The 15928-nt window shown below is 61.2% G+C and carries 15 protein-coding genes; 5 read left to right on the top strand and 10 right to left on the bottom strand.

Annotated features, from left to right (window positions below; all coding sequences use genetic code 11):
• Positions 1–42 precede the first annotated feature (42 nt).
• Both lon and QZX93_RS24235 read left to right on the top strand, forming a co-directional pair.
• Positions 43–2433 (top strand): endopeptidase La, encoded by a 2391-nt coding sequence (gene lon / locus QZX93_RS24240; protein ID WP_366761150.1) that lies wholly within the window; start codon positions 43–45, stop codon positions 2431–2433.
• On the top strand, positions 2430–3740 hold the full coding sequence (locus QZX93_RS24235; RefSeq protein WP_366761132.1) for an AAA family ATPase: 1311 nt from the start codon (positions 2430–2432) through the stop codon (positions 3738–3740). The genes lon and QZX93_RS24235 overlap by 4 nt, the downstream gene beginning before the upstream one ends.
• A 22-nt stretch (positions 3741–3762) precedes the next feature.
• Here the strand turns inward: QZX93_RS24235 and QZX93_RS24230 are convergent, their stop codons facing one another.
• From QZX93_RS24230 to QZX93_RS24185, 10 genes are all read right to left on the bottom strand, one after another.
• Entirely contained in the window at positions 3763–5514 is a 1752-nt protein-coding gene (locus QZX93_RS24230) for a restriction endonuclease subunit S (RefSeq protein WP_295394989.1), read from the bottom strand.
• On the bottom strand, positions 5511–5864 hold the full coding sequence (locus QZX93_RS24225; protein ID WP_295391060.1) for a HepT-like ribonuclease domain-containing protein: 354 nt from the start codon (positions 5862–5864) through the stop codon (positions 5511–5513). Before QZX93_RS24225 ends, QZX93_RS24230 begins: the two co-directional genes overlap by 4 nt.
• Positions 5854–6168 carry a nucleotidyltransferase domain-containing protein gene (locus tag QZX93_RS24220; RefSeq protein ID WP_295391062.1) on the bottom strand — a complete coding sequence of 105 codons (315 nt, stop codon included), beginning with the start codon at positions 6166–6168 and terminating at the stop codon, positions 5854–5856. The genes QZX93_RS24225 and QZX93_RS24220 overlap by 11 nt, the downstream gene beginning before the upstream one ends.
• Positions 6169–6199: 31 nt before the next feature.
• Complete coding sequence (locus tag QZX93_RS24215) at positions 6200–6379, bottom strand: hypothetical protein (protein WP_295391064.1); 180 nt, start codon at positions 6377–6379, stop codon at positions 6200–6202.
• A 502-nt stretch (positions 6380–6881) separates the two neighbouring features.
• Positions 6882–7919: a Fic family protein gene (locus QZX93_RS24210; protein WP_295391066.1), complete on the bottom strand. Its 1038-nt coding sequence runs from the start codon at positions 7917–7919 to the stop codon at positions 6882–6884.
• On the bottom strand, positions 7916–9373 hold the full coding sequence (locus tag QZX93_RS24205) for a class I SAM-dependent DNA methyltransferase (protein WP_295391068.1): 1458 nt from the start codon (positions 9371–9373) through the stop codon (positions 7916–7918). The genes QZX93_RS24210 and QZX93_RS24205 overlap by 4 nt, the downstream gene beginning before the upstream one ends.
• Before the next feature lie 241 nt (positions 9374–9614).
• Positions 9615–9965 (bottom strand): GxxExxY protein, encoded by a 351-nt coding sequence (locus QZX93_RS24200; RefSeq protein ID WP_295391070.1) that lies wholly within the window; start codon positions 9963–9965, stop codon positions 9615–9617.
• Between the two features lie 161 nt (positions 9966–10126).
• On the bottom strand, positions 10127–12592 hold the full coding sequence (gene hsdR / locus QZX93_RS24195) for an EcoAI/FtnUII family type I restriction enzme subunit R (RefSeq protein WP_295391071.1): 2466 nt from the start codon (positions 12590–12592) through the stop codon (positions 10127–10129).
• Positions 12593–13048: 456 nt separating this feature from the next.
• The gene (locus QZX93_RS24190; protein ID WP_295391073.1) at positions 13049–13174 is read right to left on the bottom strand and encodes a hypothetical protein; all 126 of its coding nucleotides are present in this window, start codon (positions 13172–13174) and stop codon (positions 13049–13051) included.
• Between the two features lie 358 nt (positions 13175–13532).
• Positions 13533–13691, bottom strand: a complete 159-nt coding sequence (locus QZX93_RS24185) for a hypothetical protein (protein ID WP_295391074.1) — start codon at positions 13689–13691, stop codon at positions 13533–13535.
• Positions 13692–13986: 295 nt separating this feature from the next.
• Here QZX93_RS24185 and QZX93_RS24180 point away from each other — a divergent pair, with 295 nt between their 5' ends.
• The 3 genes from QZX93_RS24180 to QZX93_RS24170 all read left to right on the top strand — a co-directional run bounded on the left by QZX93_RS24180 (position 13987) and on the right by QZX93_RS24170 (position 15595).
• On the top strand, positions 13987–14232 hold the full coding sequence (locus QZX93_RS24180; protein WP_295391085.1) for a hypothetical protein: 246 nt from the start codon (positions 13987–13989) through the stop codon (positions 14230–14232).
• Positions 14233–14342: 110 nt separating this feature from the next.
• Positions 14343–14657 carry an HPF/RaiA family ribosome-associated protein gene (locus tag QZX93_RS24175; RefSeq protein WP_295391076.1) on the top strand — a complete coding sequence of 105 codons (315 nt, stop codon included), beginning with the start codon at positions 14343–14345 and terminating at the stop codon, positions 14655–14657.
• A 74-nt stretch (positions 14658–14731) separates the two neighbouring features.
• Positions 14732–15595 (top strand): ADP-polyphosphate phosphotransferase, encoded by an 864-nt coding sequence (locus QZX93_RS24170; RefSeq protein WP_295391078.1) that lies wholly within the window; start codon positions 14732–14734, stop codon positions 15593–15595.
• Positions 15596–15928 lie beyond the last annotated feature (333 nt).

Genomic DNA, 15928 nt, shown 5'->3' with positions numbered 1-15928 from the left:
ACAGGGTATTAGCCCGGGAGCGACTGAATGACAGAGACGGAGATGGGGACGGTGGAGTTGGCGGACGAAGACACGCCGGACACGCAGGACAGCGGCATCGCGTTGGCGCGGGCCAACGACATGCTGCCCGGCCAGATCCATCTGCTGCCGGTCGCCTCCCGGCCCTTCTTCCCGGGCCAGGCGGTACCGCTGATGATGGCCGCCGAGCACTGGTCGCCGACGCTGCACGCGGTGGGTGAGACCGATCACAAGATTCTGGGCGTAGTCCTGGTCAGGAGCGAGACCTCCGAGGAGGCGACCAGCGCCGACTTCTACCCGGTCGGCACCGCCTGCCGGGTCCACCGGGTCCACCGTCAGGAGGGGCACCTCCAGGTCCTCGTCGAGTGCCTGCAGCGCTTTCACATCGAGGGCTGGGTCCACGACACGGTCCCCTTCAATGCCCGCGTCTCCTATCTGCCGGAGCCGGCCGGTGCGCCGGACGACCAGGTCCGCGCCTATGCCATGGCGGTGATCAACACCATCAAGGAGCTGCTGCCGCTCAACCCGCTGTATGTGGAAGAGCTGCGCATGTTCCTGGACCGCTTCGGCCCGGACGACCCCTCCCATCTCTCAGACTTCGCCGCCAGCCTCACCACCTCCAAGCGCGAACAGTTGCAGGAGGTGCTGGAGGAGGTGCAACTACTGCCGCGCATGGAAAAGGTCTTGGTGCTGCTCAACAACGAGCTGGAACTGGCCAAGGCGCAGCAAAAGATCCGCCGCTCGGTCGAGGAGCGGATGCAGACGCAACAACGCGAGTTCATGCTGAAGGAGCAGCTCAAGGCCATCCAAAAGGAACTGGGGATCGCCAAGGACGACCGCACCGCTGAACTGGACAAGTTCAAGGAACGCCTCACCAAGCTCACGCTGTCGGCCCAGGCGCAGAAGCGGGTGGACGAGGAGATGGAGAAGATGGGGATGCTGGAGACCGGCTCGCCCGAGTACTCGGTGACCCGCAACTATCTGGATTGGATCACGCTGCTGCCCTGGGGTCAGCACTCCCCGGACAAGCTGGACCTCAAACGCGCCCGCCGGGTACTGGACCGGGACCACTACGGACTCAAGGACGTGAAGGAGCGCATCCTGGAGTTCCTGGCGGTGGGCATCCACAAGGGCGAGATCGCCGGCTCCATCATCCTGCTGGTGGGCCCGCCAGGGGTCGGCAAGACCTCCATCGGGCACTCGATCGCCGATGCACTGGGCCGGCGCTTCTACCGCTTCTCGGTGGGCGGCATTCGCGACGAGGCCGAGATCAAAGGCCACCGCCGCACCTATATCGGCGCCATGCCGGGTAAGTTCCTCCAGGCCATCAAGGACGCCGGCACGGCCAATCCGGTGATCATGCTCGATGAGATCGACAAGATCGGCGCCTCCTACCACGGCGACCCCGCCTCGGCCCTGCTGGAGGTCCTGGACCCGGAGCAGAATTCGGACTTCCTGGACCATTACCTGGACCTGCGCTTCGACCTGTCCAAGGTCCTGTTCGTCTGCACCGCCAACACCACCGACAGCATCCCCGGGCCACTGCTGGATCGCATGGAGCTGATCACGCTCGCCGGCTACATCGCCGAGGAGAAGCTCCAGATCGCGAAGAAATACCTGCTGCCCCGCCAGATTGACCGCGCCGGGTTGCCCAAGGGCGGGATCAAACTGGACACCACCACGCTGCGCGAACTGATCGACGGCTACGCCCGCGATGCGGGTGTGCGCCGGCTGGAGAAACAACTCGCCAAAATCGTGCGTAAGGTCGCGGTAAAGATGCTGGAAGGGGCCACGCTGCCCATCACCATCGGCACCGAAGACCTGAAGGGCTACCTGGGCAGCGCGGTGTTCCGCGACGAGCGCCGACTCTCCGGCCCCGGGGTGGTGACCGGGCTCGCCTGGACCACCATGGGCGGGACGACGCTACCCATCGAGGCGGTGCGCGCCCACGAGCAGGCCCGCGGCTTCAAGCTGACCGGCCAGTTGGGCGACGTGATGAAGGAGTCCGCCGAGATCGCCTACACCTATGTCACCAGCCACGCCCGCGACTTCGGCGCCGAGTCCACCTATTTCGACAAGGCCTTCATCCACCTGCACGTCCCCGCCGGGGCCACCCCCAAGGACGGCCCCTCCGCCGGCATCACCATGGCCTCCGCACTCCTGTCGCTGGCCCGCAACCAGCCGGTACGGCGGATCGCGATGACCGGCGAGATCACCCTCACCGGCGAGGTCTTCCCCATCGGCGGCGTGCGCGAAAAACTCATCGCCGCCCGCCGCGCCGGGATCAAGGAGATCATCCTGCCGGAGGATAACCGCGGCGAGTTCGAAGAGGTCCCGGAGCATGTCCGCAAGGGGCTCCTGATCCACTTCGCCACGCGATTTGAAGATGTGGTGCCCTTACTGTTCAAGCCATGAAGTTTCCCTACGGCCTGAGCGATTTCGGCACGCTCATCCAGGCGGGCTATTGGTATCAAGATCGTACCGATCGGCTCCCGCTGCTGGAGGACAGAGGCCGTCAGCTCATCTTTCTAAGGCCGCGGCGTTTCGGCAAGAGCCTGCTCCTGTCGATGCTGGAACATTATTACGACATCAACCGCGCCGAGCACTTCGCTGCACTGTTTGGCGGGCTGGCCATCGGGCGAGACCCCACACCGCTGCATAACCAGTTTTTCGTCATGAAGTGGGACTTCTCCCTGGTCAAAGCCCAGGGGGAGGTACGCGAGATCGAGGCCGCACTGCATCGGCATCTCAATGACCGTATGACCAATTTCGTGGCCGATTATGCGGCCTATTGGACCCGCCCGATCGCCATCTGCCAGGACAACGCCGTCTCCTCGCTGGAATCGGTACTGGCCGCGATCCGCGCCACCCCCCATCGGCTCTATCTACTCATCGACGAATACGACAACTTCGCAAATGAGGTACTGATGGCCGGCCAGGGCCAGGGACACTACGAATCGCTCTTATACGGCGAGGGCCTGCTGAAGACCGTCTTCAAGGCGGTGAAGGCGGCGGCGGGGGGCATGGGACTGGACCGGGCGTTCATCACCGGCGTCTCACCCGTGGTCCTGAGCGACCTGACCAGCGGCTACAATGTCGGAGAGAACATCTATCTGGATGCGTCATTCAACGACCTGTGCGGATTCACCGAGACCGAGATCGCCACCGTACTGGCCGAACTGACCACGGCCGGCGCCACCTGGTCCGGCGCCGAGGCGCGCGAGACCATGCGGATCTTTTACAATGGCTATCGCTTCAGCGAGGACGCCACGCAGCGCCTCTACAATCCGACCCTGAGTCTCTATTTTCTGAAAACGCTAAGCCAACAGGGTCGGTATCCGCACCAACTGCTGGATGAGAACCTGGCGATGGACCGTCACAAGCTGGCCTACATTGCACGCCTGCCCCATGGCGAGGACCTGCTGATCGCGGCCATGAGCGGCGACGCCCAGGTGGTCATTCCCGAACTGGCGCGGCGCTTCGGGGTGGAAGACATGCTGGGAGCGGTCAAGGACCAGCCCTTCATGGCCTCGCTGCTCTATTATTTCGGGGTCATGACCCTGGCCGGTCAGGGGCCACTCGGCAAGCTCGCGCTCAAGGTCCCCAATCTGGTCGCCCGGGCACTCTATGTGGAGCGGCTACGCGACCTCTGGCTCACCGGCTACGCCCTTGATCCTAAATCCGGAAGTTGCTCACGCCAAGACGCCAAGACGCCAAGGTAAGAAATGAATATGGAATGGATGCTCATGCCAGCGCATCGCGCAGCACGGCCTCAAGCAGGCGGCGGCTGTCGGCTTGGGTGGTGGTGAGGTTGGCTTCCAATTGATCGCAGATGGCCATCAGCTCATCGACTTTGGCGACGATGCGGTGTTGTTCGGAAAGAGGCGGGAGAGGAATTAGGACGGCATTCAGGATTTCGAGATTGATATTCTTTTGGGCCGTGGCCGGAGCAAACGCTAGTAGATTCTCTTTCGTAGTCCGCACAAAATACTCAAAATAGCGCGCACTCTGGAACATAGAAGCGGGAATGAATCCGACAACACTGTCCGGAAAGCATGCGTCAAAGCTCAGTATCCCGCTATCGGCGATATTGGCGGCAATGGTGATGCAGAGTGTTCCAGCAGGCCATTTCATACTTTGCGCCAGACCTGCCTCATTGTATTTTTTCGTATAGGTTCGAATCACGCCCTGCGAGCGAGCAACATCGCCAGTCTGAATAAACAAATGCGTTCCGCCGTCATATAGCATCGCGTCATTCCTTGGCCGATGCTTCGACTTTCCTCGGCCGAAAGTCCCAAGCTCAGAAAACCTCGCCCACGCCCAACCTGTTGGGAGATTAAAGGGGGCCTTTTTCAGATCCACCACAGGTAACCCAGTTTCCTGTTTTCGCCCGCCGACTTTCAGCAATTGCGCTTTCTCTGCCTGAATCTGCTTGAGTAAGTCGGTTGCTGGTTCATCGTTGGAATCTTGGGCGACCAAATGGCCGCGCACGGCAAGGCTGAGGATAGTCTGGCGCAGGGCCTTGATGTGCTCGGGTCGGGTGGTGAGGCGCGGGATATCTTGAAGGAAGACAGGCTCACGCCAAGGCGCCAAGCTCGCCAAGGAAGACAAGCAATTTCCTTGGCGAGCTTGGCGCCTTGGCGTGAGACTTTCTTGCTTTTCTTCCTTGGCGTCTTGGCGCCTTGGCGCGAGACCTTCTTCATCCTGCAACTGGCGCAGGCTCGCCGTCACGAGCCGGTCGCGCCGCTGCTCCCGCTTGCTCTGCGCCGCCTCCAGTTGATCACACAGCGCCATCAACTCATCGACCTTGGCGACGATGCGTTTTTGTTCGGCTTCTGGCGGAAGCGCAATGAGGATACCGTTCATCTTCGATTGATTCATCTTCGGCTGAGCGGTGCCAGTGACATACGACTTCAAATCAATCGAATTTATGTAAAGTTCGACAAATTTCAGAAACTGTTCCGAAATTCCGTCAAGCACATGAGCGTGGTTATTTACCCAGTACTTGCCTCGAGCCATGAAGGCAATAGGAGTTGATCGGTTAATGAGATTTGCGCCATCTTCGCCGATCAGAAGAAGTGGTTTATCGAACAAATAGCCGTCAATTTTGTCGATGGCACCTGATGCCCCATAATAGTCGTAAACCTTTTCACGCTGATTTCGCTCTTCCTTCGATACCGGAACACGCTCACCGTCACGCGAAATCATGACCTGCCCGAATGTAACCCATACCCAAGACACCGGAATCTGGAAGGGCGCTATTCTTGGGGGCACCGGTTTCTTTAGGACCACTCCACGAGATTTGGTGTTCTTCTCTAACTTAGCTTTTTCCGTCTGGATCCGTGCAAATAATTCCGCCGCGGGCTCATCGCTGGGGTTCTGCTCCACCAACTTCCCCCGCACCGCCAGATCAAGAATAAACCGCCGCAGCCGCGGTACGGCGTCGGGCGCCTCGGCGATGCGGTCGAAATGTTTCAGCAATTGCGCCGGGTTCATGGGTTGCACGGATCGTCCTCGGCCGGGATCAGTGGGCGTAGCGCGTCGATCAAGGCGGGGAGGTCCTGGCAGACGACGCGCCAGACGATGTCGAGTTGAACGACGCGATAGCCATGGATCAGGCGGTTGCGCAGGCTGATTATGGCGGACCAGGGGATTTCCTGGTGGGCGGCTTGGAATTCCCTGGACACCTGGCCGGCGGCCTCGCCGATGATTTCCAGTTTGCGCAGGATGGCGCTCTGGTGCAGGTTACTGGCCTCGAAGCCTGCCTGATCCAGGCCGGCGGCGAAGCTCAGGGCATCCGCGGCCGCGAGTTGCATGTCCAACAAGTAAGCCTGGTCACGCCACATAGATCGGCTCGATCTGGCCCAGGATGGCGCGGCGGCGAATGTAATTACGGCTGTGCTCCACGGACTTGCGCTCCAGCAGGTCCACCGGGCGTCCAATCAGCCGCTCCAGTTCCTCTTGGATGGCGATGACTTCGGCGAAATCGGGCGCAGCGTCGGGGGAGAACTCGACCAGGACATCCACGTCGCTGTCGGCGCAGAAATCCTCACGGACGGCGGAACCGAACAGGGCCAGGGTCTTGATCCGATGGGTCTGGCACACCTGGCTGATAGCGGCGAGGGGCAGGTGGACGGCGGGATTGATCATGCTGGGTCGACTGGATGACAGGGTGGGACGATTATCGCAGCAACGCGTCGGCCAGGATGGCCTTTAACTGATCGCGCAGGCTCGCGGCCCCTTGTTCATCCTGCTCCAGCTTGGCCTGCAGATCCTCAGGGTCACCATGGTCGTCGGCGACGGTATGCGGGTTCTTGAAGTCCAGGTTGTAGCCGCGCACCTTGATCGCGTCGATGTCCACCCGCCAAGCCTGCTCGGTCTCCTGCCGGTTGGCCCCCTCGGCGCCGCCCCACCAGTCGACACAGCCCTGGCCCGGATAGGGCGCGTCATGGAATAGGCGTAGCCCGGATGGAGCGCAGCGGAATCCGGGTGCGGCCTCGCGTATACCTAAAACATCAGTTGGTTACCGCAGAACCCTGGATTCCGCTGCGCTACATCCGGGCTACAGGAAACCGCTCCGCCGAATACTTGCCCAATCTCACTGGGGTGCGGCGCCCCCAGAGTCGCGGAGCCTTGTGCCGCATGGATCAGTGGCCGCAACGATGTTCGATGCCTGCAACCCGAGACGAAAAAGTAACCCCCCTGGTGCGCATCGTTGAGAGGCGTGGGGGGTATTGTTGACCGAACAATGATCCCAGACGCCCCTCGCGTCAACCCTGGCGCACAGCTCGGTGGGGTGCCTGCCCACGCCCCCATTTCTTTGTCTTCTTGGCGTACTTGGCGCCTTGGCGTGAAAAACATCTTCATACCACCCCGGACACCTTCAGTCCCAAGGCCGTCAGGCGATATTTCTGGGTCGGGCTGCTGGGGGCCTCCGGCTGGGTCATGCTGATCCAGCCGCCGGCCAGCGCGGGGCCGAGATAGTTCTTTCTGAAGGTCGGGCGGTGCTGGAGGCCGAGCCGCTCCAGCAGTTGGCTGGTCTTGAGCGATTCATCGCCCCGGAAGACCGCCAGCAATTGACGAACCTGGTCGCTGGCCTGGTCGCTGGCCTGATCGGTGACTTGATCGGTCGGCAGATCGGCAACGACGGCTTGCGCCATGGCCGTGAGCAGGGCTTGCAGCATGAAGGCCACGAAGGGCGTGGACTCGGCGCACTGATCGGCCTCGGCCAAGGACTGGTAATAGTCATCCTGCCGGTCGTGGACGACGGTCTCCACCGGAAGGAAAGCCAGAATCGGTCGCCATGCACTCAATATCCGGGTTTGCCAAAAACGCCCCAGGCGCCCGTTTCCGTCCGCGAAGGGGTGGATGAACTCGAACTCATAATGAAACACGCAACTGGCGACCAATGGATGCAGTTCGCCACGCGCAAGCCAGGCCAGCAGGTCCTGCATCAAGGTTGCGACCCGGCTGGCGGGTGGGGCCATGTGGATCAGCGTCTCGCCGCGATAGATACCTACACCACCGGTCCGAAAGCGCCCGGCGTCATCCATGAGCCCGCCCATCAAGATGGCGTGTGCAGCCAGGAGATCATCGAGCGAGGTCGGGCTCCAGCCGGGCAGATGGTCGAAGGCCGCGAAGGCGTTTCTCACCTCCTGGATCTCACGCGGCAGGCCCAATACCCGCTTGCCGTCCAATATTGCTGACACCTGTTCAAGACTCAGGCTGTTGTTCTCGATGGCCAAGGAGGCGTGGATGGTGCGGATGCGATTGTCTCGCCGCAGATGCAGAGGCAAGTCGGGCTCTGCGGTCACGGACCAACGCCCGAGTGTCTCGCCGATCTGCTCCACCAACGCCAGGATCTCCGGCGTGATGGTCAGCGGCGGCCGGTACGGGCTCATCGCAACAACGCCTCGGCCAATATGCCCTTCAACTGATCGCGCAGCCCGGCGGCCCTTTGTTCATCCTGCTCCAGCTTGGCCAGCAGTTCCTCCGGGTCGCCGTGGTCGTCGGCCACGGTATGCGGGTTTTTGCAGTCCAGGTTATAACCGCGCGCCTTGATCGCGTCGATGTCTACCCGCCAGGCCTGCTCGGTCTCCTGCCGGCCGATCCGCTCGGCGCCGCCCCACCAGTCCACACAGCCCTGGAAGTGCTCCACCCTGATGGGGCGCGTCATGGAATAGGCCTTCTGACCGGCGGGGATCGGGTGCTCATAGAACCAGACCTCCCGCGTCGGCTCACCCTTCTCGAAGAAGAGCAGATTGGTGCCGATGCTGGCGTAGGGTTTGAAGACGCTGTTGGGCAGGCGCACGATGGTGTGCAGGTTGCATTCTTCAAGCAGGTGCTCTTTCAGCCTGGTCTTGACCCCCTCGCCGAACAGGCTGCCGTCGGGCAGGACGATGCCGGCGCGACCGCCCGGCTTGAGTAGCCGGATGAATAATGCAAGGAAGAGGTCCGCGGTCTCTTTGGTGCGGAACTGGGCCGGGAAGTTGGACTCGATGCCGTCCTCCTCTTTACCGCCGAAGGGGGAATTGGAGACGATGATGTCAACCCGGTCGTCCTTACCATAGCTGATATAGGGCCGGGCCAATGTGTTGTCGTGGCGCACGAAGCTCGGGTCCTCGATACCGTGCAGCAGCAGGTTGGTGACGCAGAGCATGTGCGGCAGTTGCTTCTTCTCCATGGCGCGCAACCCGGCTTGCAGTGCCTGCTCGTCCTCGGGTCGCTTCACATAGTGCTCACGCATATGGCGAATGGCGCAGGTCAGAAAGCCGCCGGTGCCGCAGGCGGGATCATAGAGAATCTCGCCCGGCCGGGGGTCGATACGGCCGACGACGAAGCCGGTGACGGCACGGGGGGTGTAATACTCACCGGCATTGCCGGCGCTTTGCAGGTCGTTGAGCAACTGCTCGTAGATGTCGCCGAAATGCTTACGCTCGAACAGGTCGTTGAAGTCCACGCCACTGATCTTGTTGACCACCTGGCGCAGGAGTTGGCCCGACTTCATATAGTTGTAGGCGTCCTCGAAGACCGCCCGCACCACCCGGGCGCGGTTGGCATAGGCGCCTAGCGCGGGGAGTCCCTTGAGTGAGGGAAAGAGGTCGTCGTTGATAAAGCCGAGCAGCGCATCGCCGGTGCGCCCCTCCGGGTCGGCCGCCCAGGCGCGCCATTGCAGGCGCTCGGGGATGGGCGAGCGGTAGTCGTCGCGCATCATCTCCAGTTCCTGGTCCTGGTCGTCGATGATCTTGAGAAAGAACATCCAGCAGAGCTGGGAGAGGCGCTGGGCGTCGCCATCGACGCCGACATCCTGGCGCATGATGTCCTGAATGGATTTAACGGTCGTTCTTGCTGACATAGAGTGTGTCACTGGGTCAAATTAAGAGTCTCACGCCAAGACGCCAAGACGCCAAGGTTTTTCAGTGCGTTATCCGCGCTGGAATCATCACCCGGCGGGCAATCCGGACAGTGGGTCTAGCCTATTGTATTTCTTGGCGCCTTGGCGTCTTGGCGTGAGCAATTTCCCGATGTAAGTCCACATATCTTCTCTTTATCTGGGTCTTGGCTTATTGGCTGCTTGGCGTGAGACCATCTTCCTCCTAACCCGCGCGATTGTTGATGATCCGATGGATGCCAGTTTTCATGAGCGCTTCCCCGAAGTTGACCAGCAGGCCAACCCGTAGGCCGGATATTCGCAAGTAGGTCAGCAGTTGCTTGCTGTGAACTGGCAGCAGGTGCTCGACCGATTTTATTTCGACAATCACGCGCCGGCCGGCGATCAGGTCCGCACGGAAGCCCTCCTCAAAAACCATCTCCTCATAAATGATCGGCATGCCTACCTGTGTCTGCACGAAACATCCACGTCGCTCCAACTCGTAAGCGAGCACCCGCTCATAAACGCTTTCCAGAAGCCCAGGCGCCAAGAATGCAAATGCCTGCCTTGTTAACACGGGCGATCACCAATGATCTGAGCGATAACAGCTTTCGTGGGTGCATTTTCATTCGATTCCTTCTTTCCTTCTTTCTTTCTTGGCGTCTTGGCGCCTTGGCGTGAGACTTTCTTTACGCCTTGGCGTGAGACCTCTTTGCGCCCTGGCGTGAGACTCTTTCTTCATGCCACATCCGCATAGAGCGCGGCCTGTAGTTCATGGACGGCTTGCTCAAAGCCGGCCTTGTTGCCGAATTGCTTGACGAGTTGCAACGGTGTGCCCATCGCGCTGAAGGGGGGGATCTCCAGTACGCGAACGTTGTCGAGCCCGCCGACGATCCCTTCATCCTGGTACTTGGCCAGCAGCGCCTCCAGCACGGCGCGGGCCTGGGGGCCGTACTTGGTGAACACGCTGCCCTGTTTGAGCTTGCCGGCGCGCTCGCGGCGGGTGAGCGGGGGCTGGTCGAAGGCGATGTGACAGATCAGGTCGAAGGGGTCCAGCTCGCGGCCCACCTCGTCCATCAAGGGGTCGAGCAACAGCCCTTCCGCGGCCAGTTCAGCGATGATGACCTCCTTGCGCTGCGTGGAGCGCCAGCGGCGCAGGAATTGGTCGAGACTCGCATACTGGCCGCGGATGGCGCGCCGCGAATAGTCGCGCAGGCTCTCGGTGACGAGTTGACCGTCTTCGTCCAGATACTCCACGCGCTCGGCCAGGACCGTGACCGGTCGGCCCTGGATGTAATACTTGGCGGGCGGTTCGGCGACTCCGGGCGGCAGGGTGATATCCGGTGGCTGCGGGTTGTCCACCACCGTCTCGTCCTCGCCGGGCTGCGGGGGAATGGGGTCCTCGCCCTCGTCCACCGGCGGCACATCATCCGGCGGTAGGGGCGGATCGTCCTCGCCGGGCTCGTAGATCTGCACCGGCTCGCCGTCGAAGTCGGGGTCCGCAAAGTGATTGGTCGCCTTGCGGAAATCGACCAGGGTGAAATAGTATTTCTTGCTGTCCTCATGCACCCGCGCGCCGCGCCCGAGGATCTGTTTGAACTCGGTCATGGAGCCGACCTCCCGATCCAGTACGATCAGGCGGCAGGTCTGGGCATCCACCCCGGTGGAGAGCAGGCGCGAGGTGGTGACAATCACCGGATAGATGGACTCCGGGTCGATGAAGTTGTCGAGCTGGGCCTGACCGTCGGGATCGTTGCCGGTGATGCGCATGACATAGCGGCTGTTCTGCACGGCCAGGTCCGCATTCTCATTGATCAGGGCCTGACGCATGCGGGCGGCGTGCTCGGTATCGACGCAGAAGACGATGGTCTTCTGGAAGCGGTCGCCGCTTTGCTTCAAATAGTCCGAGACCCACTTGGCGACGCGCCGGGTGCGCTCGTCGATGACCAGCGTGCGGTCGAAGTCCTTTTGGTTGTAGTGACGGTCTTCGATCGCATGGCCGTTGAGATCGGTCTCATCGGGCCGCGGGCGATACCCCTCCACATCGACATCCAGGTGGACCTTGATGACCTTATAAGGGGCCAGAAAGCCGTCACGGATGCCTTGCTTGAGTGAGTAGCTGAAGAGCGGCTCACCGAAGTAGCTGATGTTTGAGACGTACTCGGTCTCCTTGGGGGTGGCGGTGAGGCCGATCTGGGTGGCGCTGCTGAAGTAGTCGAGGATCTCGCGCCAGGCGGAATCCTCGGCGGCGCTGCCCCGATGGCACTCGTCGATGACGATGAGGTCGAAGAAGCCGGGGGAGAATTCCCGGAAGAGCTTCTGCCGCTCCTCGGGGCCGGTGAGGGCCTGGTAGAGGCCCAGATAGACCTCGTAGGCGGTGTCGATGCGCCGGTGTTTATCCACCGCGATGGGTAGCCGGGTGCGCGTCCCATCCGCGCGCTCGATGGTCTTGGCATCGGTGCTGAGTTTTGCCATGACCGGCCCGAAGGGTCGAAAGTCGTTGACCATGGTCTGGTCGATCAGCACGTTGCGGTCGGCCAGAAACAGGATGCGCTGCTTGCGCCCGGCCTTCCATAGCCGCCAGATAATCTGGAAGGCGGTGTAGGTCTTGCCGGTGCCGGTGGCCATCACCAGCAGGATGCGCTCCTGGCCCTGGGCGATGGCCTCGACCGTCAGGTTGATGGCGGTGCGCTGGTAGTAACGCGGCTCCTTACCGCTGCCGTCGTCAAAGTAGGGTTGCAGGACGATGGCTTGCTGGGCGGGGGCCAGCCCCTTCCAGGTGCAGTATTGCGCCCAGAGTGTGGCGGGGCTGGGGAAGGCGTTCAGGGCGAGCCGGGTCTCAAGCTGGGCACTGCGGCCGGTGCGGTCATGGAAGACGAAGGCATCGCCGTTGGTCGCGAAGACAAAGGGCACATCGAGCGTCAGGGCGTAGTCGAGCGCCTGTTGCATCCCGGCGGCCACGGGGTGGTTATTGTCCTTGACCTCGATCACCGCGATCGGGATGCCGCCGTAGTAGAGGATGTAGTCGGCGCGCTTGCCCTGGCCGCGGGTGACCAGCTTGCCGCGCACGATGATCCGGCCCTTGGTGAAATAGATCTGGCGGCGGATCTGGGTGAGCTCGTCCCAACCGGCCAGGAGCAGGGCCGGAGCGATGAATTTGACGCTGATGTCGTCTTCGCTCAGGGTCTTCTTGCTGACGGTCATAGGACTCCGACACCCGCGTGGATTTCAGTTGACAGACTGCGAAGCCCGATTCTCCCACAAGCGTGGGGGCAAGTCCTAGTTGCAGACCGGCCCCAACGGGGTCGAACAGTCCAGCTCAGGGCCGTCGGGCGGATGCCCCCAGGGCGATCCGCCATGGCGCCGACGCCGAGGCCGAAGATGGCGGAACCGCTGCGCGCTCCGCCCTACGGGCTCAATGGTCAAGAAGACATACACCGGGAGACCGCGGTCGGTGATCCTAAATCCGGCAGTTGCTCACGCCAAGGCGCCAAGACGCCACGAAGAAACAAAAAGATGTGCGCAGCATCGGCATCACCCTGCGGGTGAGTCGCCGAACGCCGATAGCATTTTGACAGACCTTGGCTAGCTTGGCGCCTTGGCGTGAGAACCGCTCGTTCGAGGGTGATGATCACCGGCCCGCGCCTGGAGTCATGCCTTTCATTTCACGGCAAACACCTCCCCCTTGGGCACGAACGGCAGGCGCCGGCCCTCCGGCAGCAAAAAGGCGCGGTCGAAGGCAATCTCCACCGCGTCTTCGCACTCGCCATCCGTAATCAATAGCAAGGGACCCCTGCCGGGGGAATTCGCCGCGCTGGGCAAGGCGGCTCAGGCAGTCCACCCCAGGTTGCAATACGGTGCCGCCCCGACCATTGAGCGTAAAGCGCTCCAGCAGGCATTCCGATATCCGGCTGGCCGGGGCCGCGCAGCGTGGCGAGTTTGCGCGCGCGGCCAAGGCGACATCGTGCAACAGGCCCAGCGCGGGCGGCGTACCCACACCCATGTCGATCAGCCAGGCGTTGATGAGGAAATCGCCGGCGACATTCCAGAGCAAGGGAAACAGCACCGCCTTCTCCCGCAGCAGGGCAAGTCCGGCATCACGGGCATCTTGTGCCGGGTCGGGGCGACGCGGGCGGGCCATGGCTCAGGCCTTGTCGTGTCCGGCCAGGCGCGGCAAGCCGCGGGCCACCTCCACCGCGAACCAGGTCGGCAGGTGGGGCGGGCTGAGTAGACCGAAGTCCAAGGCCTCCAGCAAGGTGTTGTCAATGGCTCCGCTGAACGAATGCAGCGCGCCGGACTGCATGCGCCAGGAGCGCGGCGTGGAAAGCGGCTCCTCATCTTGGGCGGCTCACTCCACAGATGATCCGTCGCGGCGCCGGTGTCGTTGGTCCGGACCAACCACAACGGAAGCAGAATTAGGAGAGCCGCCTGCTGATCACACTTGAAACCACGACCGATGCCAGCATCGCCGTGTTCGGCGACGAAGCATGACGCGGTGATCTGGGATGACTGAACGGACCTCATCGGCGAGTAGCCGCTGCGCCCTGACCGTCCACCGGCGACAAATGGCACGGGCACCTTCTTAGTTCGCTAGCGCACTGAGGACGGGGTTCGTTCGGCATAGAGTTCAGAGAACCGCGAGCGATCATTGGCATGTTTTTGAGGGCAACCGCGACGCGCTCGATAAAATTGAGCTGGCGCCGGATGTGCCGCGTACCATCACCGATGCGTTGAGCGATGACTTGACCGAACCGCGTCAAACGGTCTCCTCTCACGGCGACATGAACTCGGGCAGTGCCATGCGCCACAGCCACGGCGTGAAAACACTTCGCTTTATGATTTAGGGGCTTGGTGTCGGGCAAAGGCGGTAATTTGGTGGTCGTTCAGTCCACTCAAATGCCAACGAAAACGGGGGCCGCCGCGACCTGCCGTTGTTGAACACAGAGAACAGAATATGAAAATCCAAATCAACACAGACCATAACATCTCAGGTCGCGAAGCACTGGCCGAACATGCCGAAGCCACAGTGGAATGCACGCTCGGCCACTTGGCGGAGCACATTACGCGCGTCGAAGTGCATCTCAGCGATGAGAACAGCGATAAGGGCGGGAGCCATGACAAGCGTTGCATGATGGAAGCACGCCTCGCGGGTCACCAACCCATTGCGGTTTCGGATGAGGCGGCGTCGATAGGCCAGGCGATTGCTGGTGCGGCCAAAAAACTGAGGAGCTCCCTCGACCACACACTTGGCCGGTTGAGTGACCGTTGAAGGCAGAGCGCATGCCTTCAGTGAGCTCAGACGCCTGAAGGCCGCTGCGTAACATCAGCTAATAGATCATGACTATGAAAATCGATCGAGAAGATTTCCAAGCGTCGCCTGGAAAAGAGTTCAAACTCAGCGAGCGCCAGACGCAGGTGAAACGATTCTTCAAGTCGAAGAAACACTACCACAAACGGCTCGATGCGGGCACGCAGGAGTTAAGCGAGCTGCAACGCCAGCACTACGCCGCCAACCGCTATGCGATCCTTCTCATCTTTCAGGCGATGGACGCGGCCGGCAAGGACGGGGCCATCCGGCACGTGATGTCCGGCGTCAATCCGCAGGGCTGCCAGGTGTTCAGTTTTAAGCAACCGAGCACCGAAGAACTGGAACACGATTTTCTTTGGCGTACCACCTGCCGCCTACCGGAACGCGGACGGATCGGTATTTTCAATCGGTCCTATTACGAAGAAGTGCTCGTCGTTCGCGTGCATCCGGAAATACTGCGCAGCCAGGGGCTGCCGGAAGGGTTAATCTCCAAGCAGGCCATTTGGGAGGAGCGCTATCAGTCCATCGTGGACTTCGAGGAGCATCTCCACCGCAACGGCACCCGGATCATCAAATTCTTTCTCCACCTGTCGAAGGAAGAGCAACGAGAACGATTTCTGGACCGAATCGATGAGCCGGACAAGAACTGGAAGTTCAGCCTGGCGGACGTGCGCGAGCGCAAGCGCTGGGATGATTACATGGAAGCGTATGAGGCGTGTCTGAACGCAACCAGCACCGCTCACGCGCCCTGGTATGTCGTTCCCGCCGACGACAAGAAGAATGCGCGGCTGATCGTTTCCCAGATCATCCTCGACACCATGAAGGAACTCGGGATGAGTTATCCGACCGTCGATAAGGCGCGCCTGAAAGAATTGCAGGCCATCCGCAAAGAACTTTGAGGCCGCCAGTGGTGCGCTTCGACGAATCCATCAAAGCCGACTCCACGCTTGCCTCGTTCAAACAGCTCGCGCGCTTGAACCTCGCTGCCACTCAAGGGAGCGGTTACCATTTAGGTGATACCGTGTGTACGCAGCGTCGACTCTCAACATCTTTGCACTCAAATGTGACCAGCATGGCGCTATGCCTTTGCCTCAGAGGCTGTCTAAGAACCATTTTGAGATAGAGGCTTACTTAACGGCTAATAAATACGGCGTTTGATTATTGCAGATCTGCCGAAGAAGCAAGCGTCCGGATGCAATATAAACCTGTGTTTCGCTTGAAGTCGGTTTGCG

Source organism: uncultured Thiodictyon sp. (assembly GCF_903946935.1).
GTDB lineage: Bacteria > Pseudomonadota > Gammaproteobacteria > Chromatiales > Chromatiaceae > Thiodictyon.
Note: the sequence above shows the minus strand (reverse complement) of the source record. Positions and strands in the feature narration are given on the sequence as shown.